The organism is Solwaraspora sp. WMMA2080 (genome assembly GCF_027497395.1).
Taxonomy (GTDB): domain Bacteria; phylum Actinomycetota; class Actinomycetes; order Mycobacteriales; family Micromonosporaceae; genus Micromonospora_E.
The window spans coordinates 3,114,413-3,132,365 of record NZ_CP114910.1 but is presented as its reverse complement, the minus strand read 5'-3'; the positions used below and the strand labels follow the sequence as shown (position 1 = coordinate 3,132,365).

Here is a 17,953-nt window from a genome sequence, read left to right as displayed (position 1 = left end):
CTGCCCGCCCCGTAGCGGCGGGTGGGGCACCGGCCGACCTCGGCGGAGCCGCCACCGACTCACCGCACCGGCCGGTCCGCGATCAGCTGTTGGCGTGCAGTGCCTCGTTGAGCTGGATGCCGGCACCGGTACGCGGCCGGGCCTCCAGCGCCCCGGTGACTGAGTTGCGCCAGAACAGCAGCCCGTCGACCCCAGACAACTCGCGGGCCTTGACCACCCGGCCGCCCGGCAGGGTCACCTTGGAGCCGGCGGTGATGTAGCAGCCGGCCTCGACCACGCAGTCGTCGCCCAGCGAGATGCCGATGCCGGCGTTCGCGCCGAGCAGGCTGCGCTCGCCGATGCGGACCTTCTCGGTGCCGCCACCGGAGAGGGTGCCCATGATCGACGCGCCGGCCCCGACGTCGGAGCCGTCACCGACCACCACGCCGGCGACGATCCGCCCCTCGACCATCGAGGTGCCGAGGGTGCCGGCGTTGAAGTTGCAGAAGCCTTCGTGCATCACGGTCGTCCCGGACGCCAGGTGGGCGCCGAGCCGTACCCGGTCGGCGTCGGCGATCCGCACCCCGGACGGCACCACGTAGTCGGTCATCCGGGGGAACTTGTCCACCCCGTACACCGCCAGGTGCCGCCCGGCGGCCCGCTCGATCAGCCGCAGCTCGTCGACCCGGTCCGGCGGGCACGGTCCGCCGGAGGTCCAGGCGACGTTGGCCAGCCGGCCGAAGATGCCGTCCAGGTTGAGCTCGTTCGGCCGGACCAGCCGGTGGGACAGCAGATGCAGCCGCAGGTACGCGTCGGCGGCGTCGGCGATCGGGTCGGCCAGTGAACCGATCTCGACGACCACGATCTCGGTACGTAGTCCGGGCAGTGCCCGGGGGCCGACCACCCCGGCGGGCAGTCCGGCCGGTGTGGTGCCCTTCGCGGCCGGCGGACGCTCGCCGAGCCCTAGCTGGCCGACCGGATACCAGGTGTCCAGCACCTGGCCCTGCTCGGTGCAGGTGGCCAGGCCGATGCCCCAGGCGGGCTGCGTCGAAACCGTCACCGAATTGTCGCCTTCCGATCGGAGTACGTGTCACCAGTGGGCCGACGTCCGGGCGATCCGGGTGATCAGCGGACGAGTCGACCCTGCCGAGACGGTACCGTGCCAGCCATGGTGAACCCGCTGACCCCCGAGGTCCTGGCCGATCCGGTGACCCTGACCCGCGCCTTGGTCGACATCGAGTCGGTGTCGCGCAACGAGCAGCGGATCGCCGACTGCGTGGAGCAGACACTGTCCGTCGTGCCCTGGCTGACTACCGGGCGGTACGGCAACACCGTGATGGCCCGGACCGAGCTGGGGCGTTCCCGGCGGGTGGTGCTCGCCGGGCATCTGGACACGGTGCCGCTGGCGGACAACTTCCCGTCCAGGGAGGCCGATGGCCTGATCTACGGTTGCGGCACCTCGGACATGAAGTCCGGGGTGGCGCACGCGTTGCATCTGGCGGCTACCGTCGCCGAGCCGAGGTACGACGTCACCTATCTGTTCTACGAGGCGGAGGAGATCGACTCACGGTTCAACGGGCTGCGTCTGGTGGCCGAGGCCCACCCGCAGTGGCTGTCAGCCGACTTCGCGGTGCTGCACGAGCCGACCCACGGCGTTGTCGAGGCCGGTTGCCAGGGCACCCTGCGGGCGGTGGTCGGCACCACCGGCCGCCGGGCCCACTCGGCCCGGTCCTGGCGCGGGGTGAACGCCATCCACGCCGCCGGTGAGGTGCTGCGCCGGCTGGGCAACTATTCGGCGCGGACCGTCGTCATCGACGGATGTGAGTACCGGGAAGGGCTGAACGCGGTCCGGATCAGCGGCGGGGTGGCCGGCAACGTGATCCCGGACCGGTGCGACGTCGAGGTCAACTTCCGGTTCGCGCCGGACCGCGACGGGCGGCAGGCGGAGCAGCACGTCCGCGAGGTCCTCGCCGGGTTCGATGTCGAGGTGGTCGACTGCGCCGATGGGGCGCTGCCCGGACTGACGTCGGCTCCGGCGCGGGAGTTCCTCGCCGCGGTCGGCGAGCCGCCGGTCGCGAAGCTGGGCTGGACCGACGTCGCCCGGTTCGCCGCGCTGGGCATCCCGGCGCTCAACTTCGGCCCCGGCGACCCCAACCTGGCGCACGCCCGTGACGAGCGCGTGGAGATCGACAAGATTCAGCAAGGTGCCGAGACACTCCGGCGTTGGCTGACGCCGGAGTGAACCGGGGTCACCGCAGCAGTGCCGGCTCCTGCTCGACGGTGTCGTCCACCGGCTCAGCCGGAAGCGCTCGCCCGCCGGCAACCCGGCGCTCGGCCACCACGACACGGATCCGGCGGTGCATCTGCCGCCGGACCCGGATGAGTTCGCTACGTGTCATCATGACTACTCCTCCCCCCGAAGGTGCCGTGACGGCGTCCTCCCCACCGTCCGGCGCACCCAGTATCTGTTGATGGAGACGTAGCCGCAGCCGATTTGGTTGCACTTGACGCAAGATTGACATCACCTTTCTCATCGTGGGCCGGGTTAGCGTCGCAGCGGGGCGGTTCGGCGTCCGCACTGGACACGCGCGGGCGGCCGCGTCAAGCACGGCACGCCGCCCACTACGGTTGTCCAGATGGACCAGTCGAACAACCATCGCGCGCCAGACGACCAATCCCGACCGGGACCGGACCGGGTTGGCCCGACACCCGACGAACCGGGGTCGGAGCGGCACCGGGGCGCGGTGACCCTGCGCCGGGAAGCGGTCCGCCGCAGCACCGCCGATCAGGGTCTGCTCGATTCACGGGCCCGTGGCGAATGGAAGACCAAGGATTCCTGGCGGGCGCTGCGAATCCTGTCGGAGTTCGTCGAAGGGTTCGACACTCTCGCTGATCTGCCGCCGGCGGTCAGTGTTTTCGGTTCAGCCCGCAGCGCGTCGGGCAGCCCTGAATGCCGGCTCGCCGAAGAACTGGGCCGTGCGCTCGCCGGTGCCGGCTACGCCGTGATCACCGGCGGCGGTCCCGGTGTGATGGAGGCGGCCAACCGGGGTGCCACCGAGGCCGGCGGCGTGTCGGTGGGGCTCGGCATCGAATTGCCGTTCGAGCAGGGCATCAACGAATGGGTGGAGGTCGGCATCAACTTCCGTTACTTCTTCGCCCGCAAGACCATGTTCGTCAAGTACGCCCAGGCGTTCGTGGTGCTGCCCGGCGGGTTCGGCACCATGGACGAGTTGTTCGAGGCGCTCACCCTGGTGCAGACCGGCAAGGTGACCAGGTTCCCGGTGGTGCTGATGGGCACCGGGTACTGGTCCGGACTGGTCGACTGGCTGCGTGACACGATGCAGGCGCAGGGGCGGATCGGCGATGCCGATCTCGACCTGCTCTGCCTGACCGACGACGTCGCCGAGGCGGTACGGCACATCGTCGACGCGGACGCCGCCCTCGCCGCAGAGCAGGAGGCGCTGCGCCAGACGGCGCACGCCCAGATCGCGGCCGAGCGGCAGGCCGACGAACGGGCACCGGCCGGGGACCACCGGCCGGCGGAGTGAGAGGAGCAGCACGGATGGCCGCGATCGGAGTCTTCTGCGCCTCGTCGCGCACCCTTGAGCAGCGGTGGCTCGACCTGGCCGCCGAGACCGGACGGGAGCTGGCCCGGCGTGGGCACACCCTGGTCTCCGGCGGCGGCTGCGTCGGCATGATGGGTGCGCTCGCGGACGGCACCCGGGCCGGCGGCGGCTGGACCCTCGGGGTGATCCCGCAGTCGCTGGTCGACCTGGAAGTGGCCGACACCCGCTCCGACGAACTCGTCGTCACCGACGGGATGGCCAGCCGTAAGACGCTGATGATCGAAAAGTCGGATGCGTTCGTCACCCTGCCCGGCGGCCTCGGCACTTTGGACGAACTGTTCGAGGTGTGGACCACGGCGGTGCTCGGGCTGCACCGCAAACCGGTGGTCCTCGTCGACACCGACGGCTTCTACCAAGGGCTGCTGGACTGGCTGACGGCGCTGGCGGAGACGGCGTTCGTCGGGTGGTCGGCCCGGGAGATGCTGATTGTCGTCGATTCAGTGCCGGCGGCGCTGGACGAGATCGAGGCCCGGCTCGATTGACCGGATCCCTGCAGTCCGGCGTGCCCGCGACCCGGCGTGCCGGCCACCCGGCTGCCGACAGCTGTCCCATCGTCGTGGTGAGATGAGCGGCGTGCAGGCGTACCGGCTGGTCCGCCGGCCGGCGCAGGCCGAGCCGGCGCGCTTCGACGACTCCGCGCAGCAGGCAGTGGTCACGCACACCGACGGACCGCTGCTGGTCGTCGGCGGTCCGGGTACCGGCAAGACCAGCACCCTGGTCGACGCGGTCGCCACCCGGGTCGCCGAGGGGACCGACCCGGAGCGGATCCTGGTGCTCACCTTCAACCGGCGGGCCGCCGTCGCACTGCGCCGACGGATCGAGGCGGCGATCGCCGCCGGCTCCCGGCGGGTGTTGCACGAACCCCTGGTACGAACGTTTCCCGGCTACGCGTTCGGCCTGTTGCGCCGTGCCGCCGCCGAACGGGGTGAGCCGTCGCCGCGGCTGCTCACCGGCCCCGAGCAGGATCTGATCATCCGCGAACTGCTGGACGTGGCCGGCCCGCAGCCAGGGGCCACCGGACTGGACGGCCCGACCGCCGCCACCACCGGCCCGGCCGGCAATCAGATCGGTGACCAGATCGGTGACCCGGTCGGCTGGCCGCCGGAGTTGCGCGCCGCCCTGCCCACCAGGGCGTTCGCCACTCAGCTGCGCGACCTGCTGCAGCGGGCCACCGAACGTGGTGTCGGGCCGGTTGAGCTGGCCCGGCTCGGTGAACGGCTGGGCCGGGCAGACTGGCCGGCGGCGGCCCGCTTCCTGCGCCAGTACGTCGCGGTTCTCGCGCTGCGCGACGTCAGCAACCGGGGTTCGATCGGCTACGACCACGCCGAGCTGGTCCGGGCCGCCACCGGGCTGCTCACCGACGATCCGCCGCTGCTTGAGGCCGAACGGGGCCGGCTGTCCTACATCTACGTCGACGAACTGGCCGACACCGACCCGGCGCAGGTCGAGCTGCTCGGCCTGCTCGCCGGCGGCGGGCGGCCGCTGGTCGTGTTCGCCGACCCGGACTCCTCGACGTACGCGTTCCGGGGCGCCGATCCGGGCATCGTGCCGGCGTTCAGGCACCGGTTCCGGACTGCCTCGGGCGCGCCCGCCCGGCAGATCCTGCTGCCGGTCTGCTACCGCACCGATCCGGAGCTGCTGGTGGCGACCGGTCGGGTGGCCCGGCGGCTGCGTGGCCCGGCCGGCCACCGCGAGCTGCGCCCGGCCCCGGCCGGCGGGCCGGTCGGTCGGTCGCCGGCCGACCCGCCGCCGGCCGACGGCGCGACGCCGGACCGGGCCGACCCGGTAGCGGTACGGGTGTTCCGCTCGGCGACCAGCGAGGCCGGCTACCTGGCGCACGCGCTGCGGGTGGCGCACCTGATCGACGGGGTGCCGTGGTCCCGGATGGCGGTGATCGTGCGCTCCACCACGCTGCAGCTGCCGCCGCTGCAGCGGGCGCTGCACGTCACCGGCGTACCGACCGTGGTGCACGCGGAGGACCTGCCGCTGCACCGGCAGCCGGCGGTGGCGCCGTTGCTGTTGCTGCTGCGCTGCGCGTTGGAGCCGGACCGGCTGGACGAGGAGGCGGCGGTCGCGCTGCTGCACTCCCCGCTGGGCGGGGCGGATCCGTTGGCCGAGCGGCGGCTGCGGCAAGGGCTGCGGGCTCTGGCGCTGGCCGCCGGTGACCGCCGTCCCTCCGGTGAGTTGCTGGTCGACGCGTTGCGCGATCCGGCGGAGCTGGCCGCGATCGAACGCCGCTGGGCGGCACCGGCGCAGGCGGTCGCGGCGCTGCTGGCCACCGCCCGGGACACCGCGGCCCGGCCGGGTGCGACCGCCGAGGATGTGCTCTGGGCGGTGTGGCAGACCAGCGGTCTGGCCGACCGGTGGTTCGGCGCGATCCTGCGCGGCCGGACCCCGGGCGGGCCGGCCGGCACCGTACCCGTCGGTGGGGTGACCGACGCCGGGGCGCGGTGGCGGGCCGCGGCGGCGGACCGGGACCTGGACGCCGTGATGGCGCTGTTCGACGCGGCCGCGCGGTTCGTCGATCGGCTGCCGGGTGCCCGGACCGAGGTCTTCCTCGACCATGTGCTCGGCCAGCAGTTGCCGGCCGACACCCTGGCGCCGAGCGGCGACCGCGGCGAAGCGGTCCGGCTGCTCACCGCGCATGCCGCGAAAGGCCTCGAATGGGACGTGGTGGCGGTCGCCGGGGTGCAGGAGGGTGTCTGGCCGGACCTGCGGCTGCGCGGCAGCCTGCTCGGTTCGGAACGGCTGGTCGATGTCTTGACCGGCCGGGCCGACGGCGCCGGGCTCACCGCGTCGCTGGTCGCGCAGACGTCGGCGCTGCTCGACGAGGAGCGGCGGTTGTTCTACGTGGCGGTGACCCGAGCCCGCCGACGGCTGCTGGTCACCGCGGTCGCCTCCGCCGGGGTCGGCGGGCTGGACCACGAGGAGCAGCCGAGCCGGTTCCTGCACGAGCTGGGCGTGTCGACGGTGGATGCCGACGGCGAGGAGCTGCCGACCCTGCCGGTCGGCCGGCCGCCCCGGTCGCTCACCCTGCCGGCGCTGGTCGCCGAGCTGCGTACCGTGGTCACCGACCAGACGGCGCAGCCGCAGCGCCGGCAGGAGGCGGCGGCGGTGCTCGGCCGGCTGGCGGTCGCCGGGGTGCCCGGTGCCCACCCGGACGACTGGTGGGGGCTGCGGCCGCTCTCCGACGACCGGCCGCTGGTCGACGAGGGCGAGTCGGTCCGGGTCACCCCGTCGACCATGGAGAGCGCGCTGCGGTGCAGCCTGCGCTGGCTGCTGGAGCGGCACGGCGGCCGGGGCGAGCCGAGCGCGGCGGCCGGCGTCGGCAACCTGGTGCACGCGGCGGCGATGCTCGCTGAGGACGCCAGCGTCGACCGGGCGAAACTGCTGGAGTACGTCGCGGCCCGGTTCGACGCGATCGACCTGGCCGCCCGCTGGATGGCCGGTCCGGAGCTGGCCCGCGCCGAAGGCATGGTCGACAAGCTGCTGCGCTGGCTGGCCAGCAACCCGCGCCGGCTGCTCGCGATCGAGCACGAGTTCACCGTACGGCTGGACGACCCGCGGCAGCCGGTGGAGCTGACCGGCCGGGTGGACCGGTTGGAGATCGACGCCGACGGCCGGTTGGTGGTGATCGACCTCAAGACCGGCAAGTCGACCTCGGTCACCGCCGCCGAGCTGGCCGAGCATCCGCAGCTCGGTGCCTACCAGGCGGCGGTCGAGGCGGGGGCGTTCGCCGAGTACGGCGACGACGCCGGTGGCGCGGCGCTGGTCCAGCTCGGTACCCCGGTGAAGGAGGCGAAGGAGCAGCAGCAGGAGCCGCTGGCCGACACCGACGACGCCGGCTGGGCGACGGCGATGGTCCGCCGTACCGCCCAGACGATGGCGGCGTCGACGTTCTCGGCGGTGGCCAACTCCAGCTGCCGGGTCTGCCCGGTGAAGACCAGCTGCCCGGTCTCCGGCAAGGGCCGGCAGGTCGTCGAACCACCAGCGGAGCACGGATGACGCAGCAGTCGTTGTTCGCCGCCGCTCCGCCGCCGCGCCGCCGCCCTGACGCCGGGCCGCGCTACACCCCGCAGGAGCTGTCCCGGCTGCTGAAACTGCCGCCACCGACCCCGGAGCAGGCGGCGATCATCGCCGCCCCGGTGGAGCCGCTGCTGGTGGTCGCCGGGGCCGGGTCCGGCAAGACCGAGACGATGGCCGCCCGGGTGGTCTGGCTGGTCGCCAACGACCAGGTACGCCCGGAGCAGGTGCTCGGCCTCACCTTCACCCGTAAGGCGGCCGGTGAGCTGGCCCACCGGATCCGGACCCGGCTGGGACAACTGGTCCGCCAGCTCGGCCGGCAGGGTCGCCGGGAGGAGGAGGATCCGCTGGCCGGCGAGCCGATGGTGGCGACCTACCACTCGTACGCCGCCCGGGTGGTCACCGAACACGGGCTGCGGGCCGGGTACGAGCCGTCGGCCCGGCTGCTCACCGAGGCGTCCCGCTGGCAGATCGTCGACTTCCTGGTCCGCAACTACGACGGTGACATGTCCGAGGTGGACCGGGCGCCGGGCACGGTCACCGACGCGGTGCTGGCGCTCGCCGGGGAACTGGCCGAGCACCTGGTCACCCCGGACCAGTTGGCCGGCTGGACCGGCCGGTTCTTCGCCGAGGTGCAGTCCCGGCCCGGCCGGGTGTACGCCGACGTGCGGCGGGCGCTGACCATCCAGCAGATCCGGCTGCGGCTGCTGCCGCTGGTCCGGGCGTACCAGCAGCGCAAGGCCGATTTCGAGGCGATGGACTTCGCCGACCAGATGTCCCGGGCGGCGCAGGTGGCCCGGGACCATCCGGCGGTGGGCGAGTTGGAGCGGGACCGCTACCGGGTGGTGCTGCTCGACGAGTACCAGGACACCAGCCACGCCCAGGTGGTGATGCTGCGGTCGCTGTTCGGCGGCGGGCATCCGGTGGTCGCGGTCGGTGACCCGTGCCAGTCGATCTACGGCTGGCGCGGGGCGAGCGCCGGCACCCTGGACCGGTTCCCCGGCGAGTTCGCCCGTGCCGACGGCACCCCGGCCCGGTCGCTGACGCTGACCACCAGTTGGCGCAATCGGCCGGAGATCCTCAGCGTCGCCAACCAGCTGTCCGGCCCGCTGCGGACCGCCGGGGCCCGGGTGGCGGCGCTGGCCGCCGCCGCGAAGGTCGCTCCGCCGATTCCGGGCCGCACGGCCCGGGGCGCGCCGGCCGCGACGGTGCACTGCGCGCTGCTGGACACGGTGCTCGACGAGGCCGAGTGGATCGCCGACGGCATGTTGGCGGCCTGGCGGGGGGCGGCCGGCGTCGAGCCGGGTCGCGGTGACGAGATCCCGGTCGACGCCCGGCCGACCAGCGCGGTGCTGGTCCGGGTGCGCAGCCAGATCCCGGCGGTCGAGGCGGCGCTGCGGGCCCGCGGCCTGCCGGTCGAGGTGGTCGGTCTCGGCGGCCTGCTGGACACCCCGGAGGTCCGCGACGTCGTCAGTACGCTGCGCGTGCTGGCCGATCCGACCGACGGCGCGGCGCTGCTGCGGCTGCTGACCGGGGCCCGGTGGCGGATCGGTCCCCGGGACCTGGTGGCGCTGCACCGGCGGGCCCGGGCGATCGCCGACGCCCGGCGGGAGCTGCCCCGGGCCGGGGCGGCTGAGCCGGAGATCGTCGTCGACCGGCTCGACGAGGCCAGCCTGGTCGAGGCGTTGGCCGATCCGGGGCCGGCCCAGCTGTACTCGGCGGAGGGCTACGCCCGGCTGCGCGGGTACGGCCGGGAGCTGGCCCTGCTGCGGCAACGCCTGGACCAGTCGTTGCCGGACCTGATCGCCGACGTCGAGCGGACCACCGGCCTGGACGTGGAGGTGGCGGTGCGGGCCGGCGGGGCCGGCGGCGGTGACGCCGGGCTGGCCCGCGGGCACCTGGACGCGCTCGGCGACGTCGCCGCCCGGTTCGCCGGTGAGTCGGACACCGCGACCCTGTCGGCGTTCCTGGCATTCCTGGACGCCGCCGAGGACGAGGAACGCGGGCTGAGCCCCGGCGAGATCGACGTGGTGTCCGGCGCGGTGCAGATCCTCACCGCGCACGCCGCCAAGGGCCTGGAGTGGGACGTGGTGGCGGTGGCCGGGCTGACCCGCGACGTCTGGCCGGGGGCGGTGCGCGGCTCGGACCACTACCTGTACGGCCTCGGGGTGCTGCCGTTCCCGTTGCGCGGCGACGCGGATGGCCTGCCGGCGCTGGTCCTCGACGACGCCGAGGACCAGAAGGCGGTGGAGCGGGAGCTGACCGAGTTCGGCAAGCGGTGGCGCGAGCACGACGAGCGGGAGGAGCGGCGGCTGGCGTACGTGGCCGTCACCCGGCCGCGCCGGCTGCTGCTCTGTTCCGGCTACTGGTGGGGCGCCGGGGTGAAACGGCACCGTGGGCCGTCGGTGTTCCTCAGGGAGATCCACGACGACTGCCTGGCCGGCGCGGGGGTGGTGGACCACTGGGCGGCGGAGCCGCTGCCGGGCGCGGCGAACCCGATCGACGAGGTGACGGTCCGGGCCGAGTGGCCGGCCGATCCGCTGGGCGCGCAGCGGCCCCGGATGACGGAGGCGGCGAACCTGGTCCGCCAGGCGATGGACCGGCCGGTCGACCCGCCGGACGATGAGCCGTCGGCGGGGTGGTGGGCGGAGGCCCGGATCCTGCTCGCCGAGCGGGACCAGCTGGCTCACGGGGTCGGGCCGGTGGACGTGCCGCTGCCGGACCAGTTGTCGGTGTCGCAGTTGGTGGCCTTGCGTCGGGACCGGTTCGGGCTGGCCCGGACGCTGCGCCGGCCGCTGCCCGGTCGACCGGATCCGTACGCCCGGCGGGGGACGGCGTTCCACGCCTGGCTGGAGCAGCGCTTCGGCGCGGACCGGCTGTTGGACGTCGACGAGTTGCCCGGTTCCGCCGACGCCGACGCGGCACCCGACGACGCCCTGCTGGAGCTGCAGGAGCGGTTCCTGGCCAGCGAGTGGGCCGGCCGGGTGCCGGTCGAGGTGGAGGTGCCGTTCGCCACGGTGATCTCCGGGGTGGTGGTTCGTGGCCGGATGGACGCGGTGTTCGCCGGTCCGGGCGGCCGGTACGACGTGGTCGACTGGAAGACCGGGCGGCAACCGACCGGGGTGGCCGAAGCCGCGGCGGCGGTGCAGCTCGCCGCGTACCGGCTGGCCTGGGCGGACCTGGCCGGGGTGCCGGTGGAGCAGGTCCGGGCCGCGTTCCACTACGTGCGCGACGGTGTCACCGTGCGGCCGGCTGACCTGCTGGACCGGGCCGGGCTGGCGAAGCTGATCAATGATCTGCCGTTGCTGGGTGGCACGTCGGATTCGTGATAGCCTGGCGGTGTTGCAGTATTGGTTCCCCGTGCCGTCCCCGGTGCTACCCGCCGGCCGGCCGGTCACAGTGACAGTGCGAGCGCCTGTGGGGTCTCGGCCCAGGCGCTCTTTGTTGTGTCCGGACTCTGTTCCGGATGGGGCGATCAGCACCGCGACGCCGGTCCGCGTAGTAAGCGCGGATCTCACATCGGCCCGCAGGCAGTCTCGGGTCCGATCGTTCCATCAAGGAGAAGAGTTACATGGCAGTAGGCACCGTCAAGTGGTTCAACGCGGACAAGGGTTTTGGTTTCATCACCCCGGATGAGGGCGGTGCCGACGTGTTCGCCCACTTCTCCGCCATCCAGTCCTCCGGCTACCGGAGCCTGGACGAGAACCAGCGGGTCGAGTTCGAGATCACCCAGGGCCAGAAGGGCCCGCAGGCGGCCAACATCCGCCCGCTCTGAGCTGTTCGGTACGAACGGTCCGGCTCCCGCCGCCTGAGCGGCGGGAGCCGGACCGCAGCAAGTCCCACCCTGGTTCGTGCTTGTGACCCGCTGCTGGCGACCCTGTCGCCCGGCGCCTTCCTCGCTACGTGCCACCTCGCTAGCGGAAGGCCGATCCGGTCATATGAGCACCACCACGATTCTTCACGTCCAGACGCCCTCCTTCGCCGACCTCGGTGTGCCGGCGAGCCTGCTCGCCGCGTTGACCGCCAACGGCATCAATGAGCCGTTCCCCATCCAGGCGGCGACGCTGCCCGACTCGTTGGCCGGCCGTGACGTCCTCGGCCGCGGCCGCACCGGCTCCGGCAAGACCCTCGCCTTCGGGCTGCCGCTGGTGGCCCGTACCGCAGGGCGGCGCGCCCGCCCCGGTCGGCCACTTGCCCTGGTCCTGGTCCCCACCCGTGAGCTGGCCCAGCAGGTGACGGCTGCGGTGGAGCCGTACGCCCGGGCGGTGCGGCTGCGCTGCGTCACCGTCGTCGGTGGCCTGTCGATCCAACGCCAGGCCGACGCGCTGCGCTCCGGTGCGGAGATCGTCGTCGCCACCCCGGGTCGGCTCAACGACCTGGTCAACCGGGGCGCGTGCCAGCTCGACGACGTCACCGTGGCGGTGCTCGACGAGGCCGACCAGATGGCCGACATGGGTTTCCTGCCGCAGGTCACCACGATCCTGCGCAAGGTCGCGCCGGGCGGGCAGCGGATGCTCTTCTCGGCCACCCTGGACCGCGGGGTGGACCGGCTGGTCCGCGAGTTCCTCACCGACCCGGTGTCGCACCAGGTCGACCCGTCGACCGCCACCGTCGGCGCGATGAGCCACCACCTGTTGCACGTGAGCGCGGCCGACAAGCCGGCGACCACGGCGGCCATCGCCGCCCGGGACGGCCGGGTCATCATGTTCATCGGCACCAAGCACCGCGCCGACCGGCTGGCCCGCCAGCTGCTCGCCAGCGGGGTGCGGGCGGCCGCCCTGCACGGCGGCAAGTCCCAGGGGCAGCGCAACCGCATCCTGGAGCAGTTCAAGACCGGTCAGGTCACCGCGCTGGTCGCCACCGACGTCGCGGCCCGTGGCATCCACATCGACGACCTCGACCTGGTGCTCAACGTCGACCCGCCGGCGGACCACAAGGACTACCTGCACCGGGGCGGGCGTACCGCCCGGGCCGGTGCCGCCGGAGTGGTGGCCACCCTGGTCCTGCCGGAGCAGCGGCGGGACATGGACCGTCTGATGGCCGCCGCGAAGATCCGGCCGCAGCGCAGCTCGGTCAGCCCGGCGGACGCGGAACTGGCCCGGGTCACCGGCGCCCGCACCCCGTCCGGGGTGCCGGTCACGCTCCCCGCGCCGACCCGGGCCGTGGCGGCGAAGAACACTCCGGCCGGCACCGCCGACGGCACCGGTACCGGTCGGCGTCCGGGGCGTCGCCCGGGCGGCCGGCGTCGCCCGGCCCGCCGTCCGGCGGCCCGCTGACCGGCCAGACCCGGATCAGACCCGGACCGGGCCGGACCCAGATGCGGTCCGGCCCGCCCGGGAGCCGTACGCGGCCCGGCCGGTCAGGGCCGTGGGCCGGTGCTGCCGGCCGGATAGTCGCGCAGCGGTGTCCGACCCTGCGCCCAACCGGCCAGCACCGGTTCGATGATCCGCCAGCTCTCCTCGGCCTCCTGCGCCTGGGCGCTGAGCCGGGTGTCACCTTCGATGATGGCCAGCAGCAACTGCCCGTACGGGCTCGGTGCCTGCCGGGCCAGCTCGGTGACCATCTCGACCGGCTCCAGGTCGAACGGGTCGCCGATGCCGTTGACGTTGAGCCGCAGCGACATCCGGTCCGGGTCGAGCTGCAGCCGCAGCTCGTTGCACTGGCTGTCCCGGTCGGTAAAGATCGCGTGCGGCACGTCGGCGAACCGGATCACGATCTCGCGGCGGTCGGCGGCCAACGCCTTGCCGGTACGCAGCTTGAACGGCACCCCCGACCACCGCCAGTTGTCGATGTGGACGGTCAGTTCGGCGTACGTCTCGGTGTCCCGGGCCGGGTCGACCCCGGCACCGTCGACGTAGCTGGCCACCTTCCGCTCGCCGCGTCGGCCCTGGACCACCCCGGCGGTGTATCGGCCGCGTACCGTGCAGTCGGCCACGTCGGCGGCCCGGATCGGGCGGACCGCCCGCAGTACATCCAGTTTGCGCACCGCCAGGTCGGCCGGGTCGACGGTCAGCGGCGGCTCCATCGCCACCAGGGTCAGCAGCTGCAGCAGATGGTTCTGCACCATGTCGCGCAGCGCGCCGGCGTGGTCGTAGTAGCTGGACCGGCCTTCCGCGTCGACCGTCTCGTCGAAGACGATGTCGACCCCGGTGATGTGCGTGTTGCTCCACAGCGGCTCCAGCACCCGGTTGGCGAACCGCAGTCCGAGCAGGTTCAGCACGGTCTGCTTGGCCAGGAAGTGGTCGACCCGGAACACCCGGTCGTCCGGCAGCACCTGGTGCAGCACCGTGTTCAGCCGTCGGGCGCTGGCCAGGTCCTCGCCGAACGGCTTCTCCACCACCAGCCGGATGCCGGCCGGCAGGTCGCAGCGGCCCAGCGCGATCGCGACCGGCTCGAACAGCCGGTGCGGCAGGGCCAGGTAGACCACCACGGCGTCGTCGCCGTGACTGGCCCGCTCGCCGTCCCGGGCGATCTCCAGCGCCGTCGCCAGCACCTCCGGGTCGGTCACGTCACCGTGGACGTAGCTGGCCGACTCGGCGAGTTCGCTGCGGGCCCGGGTGGCCACCTCGGGGGCGTGCTCGCGCAGCGCGGCGCTCACCCGGTGCCGGAAGCCCCGGTCGTCGAGCTCGTCGCGGGCCACCCCGATCAGCCGCATCCCGTCCGCCGGCCGGTCCAGCTCGCGCAGCTGGGCCAAACCGGGCAACAGGTAACGGGTGGTGAGGTCGCCGGTGGCGCCGAGCACGATCACGTTCGCTGTCACGTCCGCATCCTTCCGTACCGGGCCAGGTTGACCGCGCTGCTGATCAGCCCGATGTGACTGAACGCCTGCGGGAAGTTTCCCAGGAAGGCGCCGGTCGCGGGGTCGATCTGCTCGGGGAGCAACCCGACGTGGTTGACCCGGCCGCAGAGCTGGTCGAACAGTTCGTGGGCCCGGTCCAGTTGGCCGCTGCCGGCCAGGTTGTCCACCCACCAGAAGGAGCAGAGCAGGAACGCTCCCTCTCCGCCGCCGACCCCGTCCGGCGACTCCTCGGGCAGGTAGCGGTAGAGCAGGTCGCCGCCGGCACCGAGGCGTTGTTGGACGGCGTCGACGGTGGCGACCATACGCGGATCGGCGGGGTCGACCACCCGGCGCAGCGGCAGGGCGAGCAGGCTCGCGTCGACGGTACCGGGCTGGCCGAGGTGCTCGGTGAAGTGCCCGTTGTCGTCGTCCCATGCCTCGGTCAGCAGCGCCGAGCGGATCTCCTCGGCCGCCCGCCGCCACTGCTCGACCTCGTCGCGCCGGCCGGTGGCGGTCGCCAGCCGGGCCATCCGGTCCGCCGCCACCTGGCACATCGCCACCGAATAGGTGAACGGGCGGCCCTCATGGCGGATCTCCCAGATGCCGTGGTCCGGGGTACGCCAGTGCTGCAACGCCGAGCGGCCCAGCCGGGTCAGCCGGGACCACCGCCGGTCGTCGACCGCGCCGCCGGCCCGGGCCCACTGCCAGGCGCAGTCGAGGATTTCGCCGTACACGTCGTGCTGGATCTGGTCGGCCGCCGCGTTGCCCCAGCGCACCGGCCGGGAACCGCGGTAGCCGGACAGGTCCGGGTCGATCCGTTCGGGGGCCGGCCGGGTGCCGTCCAGGGTGTAGAGCACGTGTGGTCGGCCGTCGCGGGTGCAGGCCTGCAGCACCCAGGACAGGAACGACTCGGCTTCGGCGGCCATCCCGACCCGACGCAGCGCGTAGACGGTGTACGCGGCGTCGCGTACCCAGGTGAACCGGTAGTCCCAGTTGCGGCGGCCGCCGATCGCCTCCGGCAGCGACGACGTGGGTGCGGCGACGACTGCCCCGCTGTCATGGTCGTCGCAGAGCTTGAGCGTGATGGCGCTGCGGCGGACCAGATCGGCGTGCCGGCCGGAGTAGTTGATCTGGCGGCTCCAGATCCGCCAGGCCGCAGCGGTGCGGTCCAGCGCGGCGGCGAGCTGATCGGCGTCGCGGTGCCGGGTCGGACCCTGCGCCCAGCGCAGCACCAGGCCGAGCCGGTCGCCGGCGGTCAACCGGATCCGGCCGGCCAGCCGGTCCAGGCCGGGTACCGGCCGGCTGGCGGTCAGCCGCAACCGGCCGCCGTCCCCGGCCAGGGACTCGATGCCGATCTCCTCGGCGGCGGGGGTGGTTCGTAGCCCACCCCGGCCGGTCAGTCCGATCTCCAGGTCGACCGTGCCGTCGATGACGGTGACCAGGCGGCCCAGCTCGCCGCAGGCCGCCCCGAGTTCGGTGTTGAGCGGCCGGTCGACGGCCGGTCCGGCCCCCTCGGCCGGCCCGTCGGACGCGGCGGCGATCAGCAGTGCGTCGCGGATCTCCAGGCGTCCGGTGGCGGTGTGCAGTTCGGTACGCAGTACGGCGGTGTCCGGCAGGTACTCCTGCCGGACGGCGCGCAGGCCGGCCGGCCGCAGCGTCCAGGCACCGCCCCGTTCGGCGTCGAGCAGTGTCGCGAACAGCGCCGGGCCGTCGAATCTCGGCAGGCAGAGCCACCGTACGGTGCCGTCCATGCCGACCAGCGCGGCGGTCTGGCCGTCGCCGATCAGGCCGTGGTCGGCGATGGCCGGGTAGCGGTCGGTGAGTTCGGGCACCGGCAGCGCTTTGATCTCCGCCAGATGGTCCGTCACGGGTGTCTCCTCCGCATGGTGGGTCCGTCAGGCACCACTCTCCCCGGTGAGCCGTACTGCCGAAAGGTAGGTGGTGCCGACAGGTACGCGGGTCCCTCTACCCGGTGCCGGACCGGTTGACGCCTGCGACGGATCCGCTGGCCGCGCCATCCGCCGGCCGTTCGTCGTCGCGGCCGGCCGCACGGTCTGTCAGAGCAGCCGGTGTCGACGGACAGTGACGCCGCACGGATGAGCAGGGTCGTCCGTACGGCCGGCGGGTTCCGCGAGACATCCACGCTTTTCGTCCGATGGCTGACTGCACGTCGCGCCCGCCACCGGGATCCTTTGGCTGGCGGACGAGGCACGGCCGCCGGGACGCGACCCCCGGGCAGAGAGGTCGGGTGGAGATGACAGCCGAGACCAGCGCGACGAGGGAGATCCTGCTCGTCGTCGGCGTCGCGATGCTCGGCGTGCTACTGGCCCTGGCCTCTGTCGTCACTCCCTGGTACACCGGTCCGACCGCCGGCGCCGGGCCGGTCGTCGTCGAACTGCATGCACCCGACCCGCCGGTACGGTCCACCGACATCGAAGCGGCCCCGCGCTGATCCGCGTCCAGGCGGCCCCGCGCTGATCCGGCGGCGCGGTGTCGGCACGCCGGGGCCGCACCGGTCGGGGCGCTGCCGGTTTTCCCGCCGACGAGTGCTTCACTAAGGGAGATGTCTCATCCGCCGCCGTCTGACCGGGCAACGTCCGGCACCGCCGTGGACTGGTCCGCCGGGCCGGTCACCCGGTCGGGCCGCCCGTACCCGGCCGCCGGTGCCGACGCGGGCCCGCCCACCGGGCCGCCGACCGGCCCAGGCGTCGGGTCGGGGCGGCCGCCGACTGACCCAGGGCGCGGCGGGCGGGACGGGGTGCGGCTGTGGTGGTTCGGCGGTGCCGCAGCCGTGGTGCTCGCCGGTGGACTGGTCGCCGTGCTGGTGCTGGTGCTCAGCGGCAACCCGGACCCGTTCGGCAGCCCGGATCTGCCGCCGGACGTCCGGCCGCCGCTGGCCCAGCTCTGCCCCGGACCCACCGGAGGCCCCGGCGGGCAGCCCACGCCGGCGGACCCGACACCGGGCCCGACACTGGGCCCCGCGCTGCCCGAACCGACCGGGCCACGCACCGTCGACCCGGACGCCGGGATCTCCTACACCGAGTACGGCGAACCGTGGCGGCCGTGGTCGACGGTGTGGAACGCCGGGGCGCTGCAGGTGCCGTACAAGGTGGGGCAGCATTTCGTGACCGAGGCGGACTACAACGGGTTCAGCGACTACCACGCCTCGATCCTGTCCGCCGCCGTGCCGGCCGCCGACAACGACGCGCTCTCCCTCGACCTGGAGTGCGTCGGCCGGCAGGTGGCCGCCGACGTCCGCGCCGAGTACTACCCGCAGCCCAACCGGATGGACCTGATCCGCGACGAGCGGACCCCGATCGGTGGGCGACCCGCCTGGCTGACGGTGTTCCGGCTGCACTTCACCCAGCCCGGCCTGCAGGCCACCGACGAACTGGTGGCGGTGGCGTGTATCGACGTCGGACGCCCGACCGCGGCGGTGCTGTTCGTCTCCATCCCCGGCACCCACCGCGAGCTCGACTGGGTGGTCGACGACCTGTACGCATCCGTACGTGTCGAATGATCCGGCGGTGCACCGAGGACTGTCGCC

Annotated in this window: 13 protein-coding genes; 9 read left to right on the top strand and 4 right to left on the bottom strand. The window is 73.4% G+C overall.

The genetic code is table 11. The features are described 5' to 3' along the window. Positions 1-82: 82 nt before the first annotated feature. Positions 83-1,039 (bottom strand): 2,3,4,5-tetrahydropyridine-2,6-dicarboxylate N-succinyltransferase, encoded by a 957-nt coding sequence (gene dapD, locus O7543_RS14240; RefSeq protein WP_281553379.1) that lies wholly within the window; start codon positions 1,037-1,039, stop codon positions 83-85. A 108-nt stretch (positions 1,040-1,147) separates the two neighbouring features. Here dapD and dapE point away from each other — a divergent pair, with 108 nt between their 5' ends. Beyond that, complete coding sequence (gene dapE / locus O7543_RS14235; protein ID WP_281567450.1) at positions 1,148-2,221, top strand: succinyl-diaminopimelate desuccinylase; 1,074 nt, start codon at positions 1,148-1,150, stop codon at positions 2,219-2,221. 7 nt (positions 2,222-2,228) lie between these two features. Here dapE and O7543_RS14230 read toward each other — a convergent pair whose 3' ends face one another. Further along, a complete protein-coding gene (locus O7543_RS14230) occupies positions 2,229-2,381 on the bottom strand; it encodes a hypothetical protein (protein WP_281553381.1) in 153 nt (50 codons plus the stop codon). A gap of 234 nt (positions 2,382-2,615) precedes the next feature. Between O7543_RS14230 and O7543_RS14225 the strand changes: the two genes are divergently transcribed. The 6 genes from O7543_RS14225 to O7543_RS14200 all read left to right on the top strand — a co-directional run bounded on the left by O7543_RS14225 (position 2,616) and on the right by O7543_RS14200 (position 12,904). Continuing rightward, on the top strand, positions 2,616-3,527 hold the full coding sequence (locus O7543_RS14225; RefSeq protein WP_281553382.1) for a TIGR00730 family Rossman fold protein: 912 nt from the start codon (positions 2,616-2,618) through the stop codon (positions 3,525-3,527). Between the two features lie 14 nt (positions 3,528-3,541). Then, positions 3,542-4,087, top strand: coding sequence for a TIGR00730 family Rossman fold protein (locus O7543_RS14220; RefSeq protein ID WP_281553383.1), 546 nt, complete (start codon positions 3,542-3,544; stop codon positions 4,085-4,087). Positions 4,088-4,178: 91 nt separating this feature from the next. Further along, positions 4,179-7,610, top strand: coding sequence for an ATP-dependent DNA helicase (locus tag O7543_RS14215; protein WP_281555444.1), 3,432 nt, complete (start codon positions 4,179-4,181; stop codon positions 7,608-7,610). Then, entirely contained in the window at positions 7,607-10,957 is a 3,351-nt protein-coding gene (locus O7543_RS14210; protein WP_281553384.1) for a UvrD-helicase domain-containing protein, read from the top strand. The genes O7543_RS14215 and O7543_RS14210 overlap by 4 nt, the downstream gene beginning before the upstream one ends. Before the next feature lie 242 nt (positions 10,958-11,199). Next, positions 11,200-11,403, top strand: a complete 204-nt coding sequence (locus O7543_RS14205; RefSeq protein WP_123605346.1) for a cold-shock protein — start codon at positions 11,200-11,202, stop codon at positions 11,401-11,403. A gap of 163 nt (positions 11,404-11,566) precedes the next feature. Beyond that, entirely contained in the window at positions 11,567-12,904 is a 1,338-nt protein-coding gene (locus O7543_RS14200; RefSeq protein ID WP_281553385.1) for a DEAD/DEAH box helicase, read from the top strand. Positions 12,905-12,987: 83 nt separating this feature from the next. Here O7543_RS14200 and O7543_RS14195 read toward each other — a convergent pair whose 3' ends face one another. After that, complete coding sequence (locus tag O7543_RS14195; protein ID WP_281553386.1) at positions 12,988-14,388, bottom strand: glucose-6-phosphate dehydrogenase; 1,401 nt, start codon at positions 14,386-14,388, stop codon at positions 12,988-12,990. Then, positions 14,385-16,274, bottom strand: coding sequence for a glycoside hydrolase family 15 protein (locus tag O7543_RS14190; RefSeq protein WP_281553387.1), 1,890 nt, complete (start codon positions 16,272-16,274; stop codon positions 14,385-14,387). The genes O7543_RS14195 and O7543_RS14190 overlap by 4 nt, the downstream gene beginning before the upstream one ends. A gap of 386 nt (positions 16,275-16,660) precedes the next feature. Here O7543_RS14190 and O7543_RS14185 point away from each other — a divergent pair, with 386 nt between their 5' ends. After that, a complete protein-coding gene (locus O7543_RS14185) occupies positions 16,661-16,858 on the top strand; it encodes a hypothetical protein (protein WP_278167188.1) in 198 nt (65 codons plus the stop codon). Between the two features lie 111 nt (positions 16,859-16,969). Next, entirely contained in the window at positions 16,970-17,926 is a 957-nt protein-coding gene (locus O7543_RS14180) for a hypothetical protein (protein WP_281553388.1), read from the top strand. Positions 17,927-17,953: the final 27 nt, after the last annotated feature.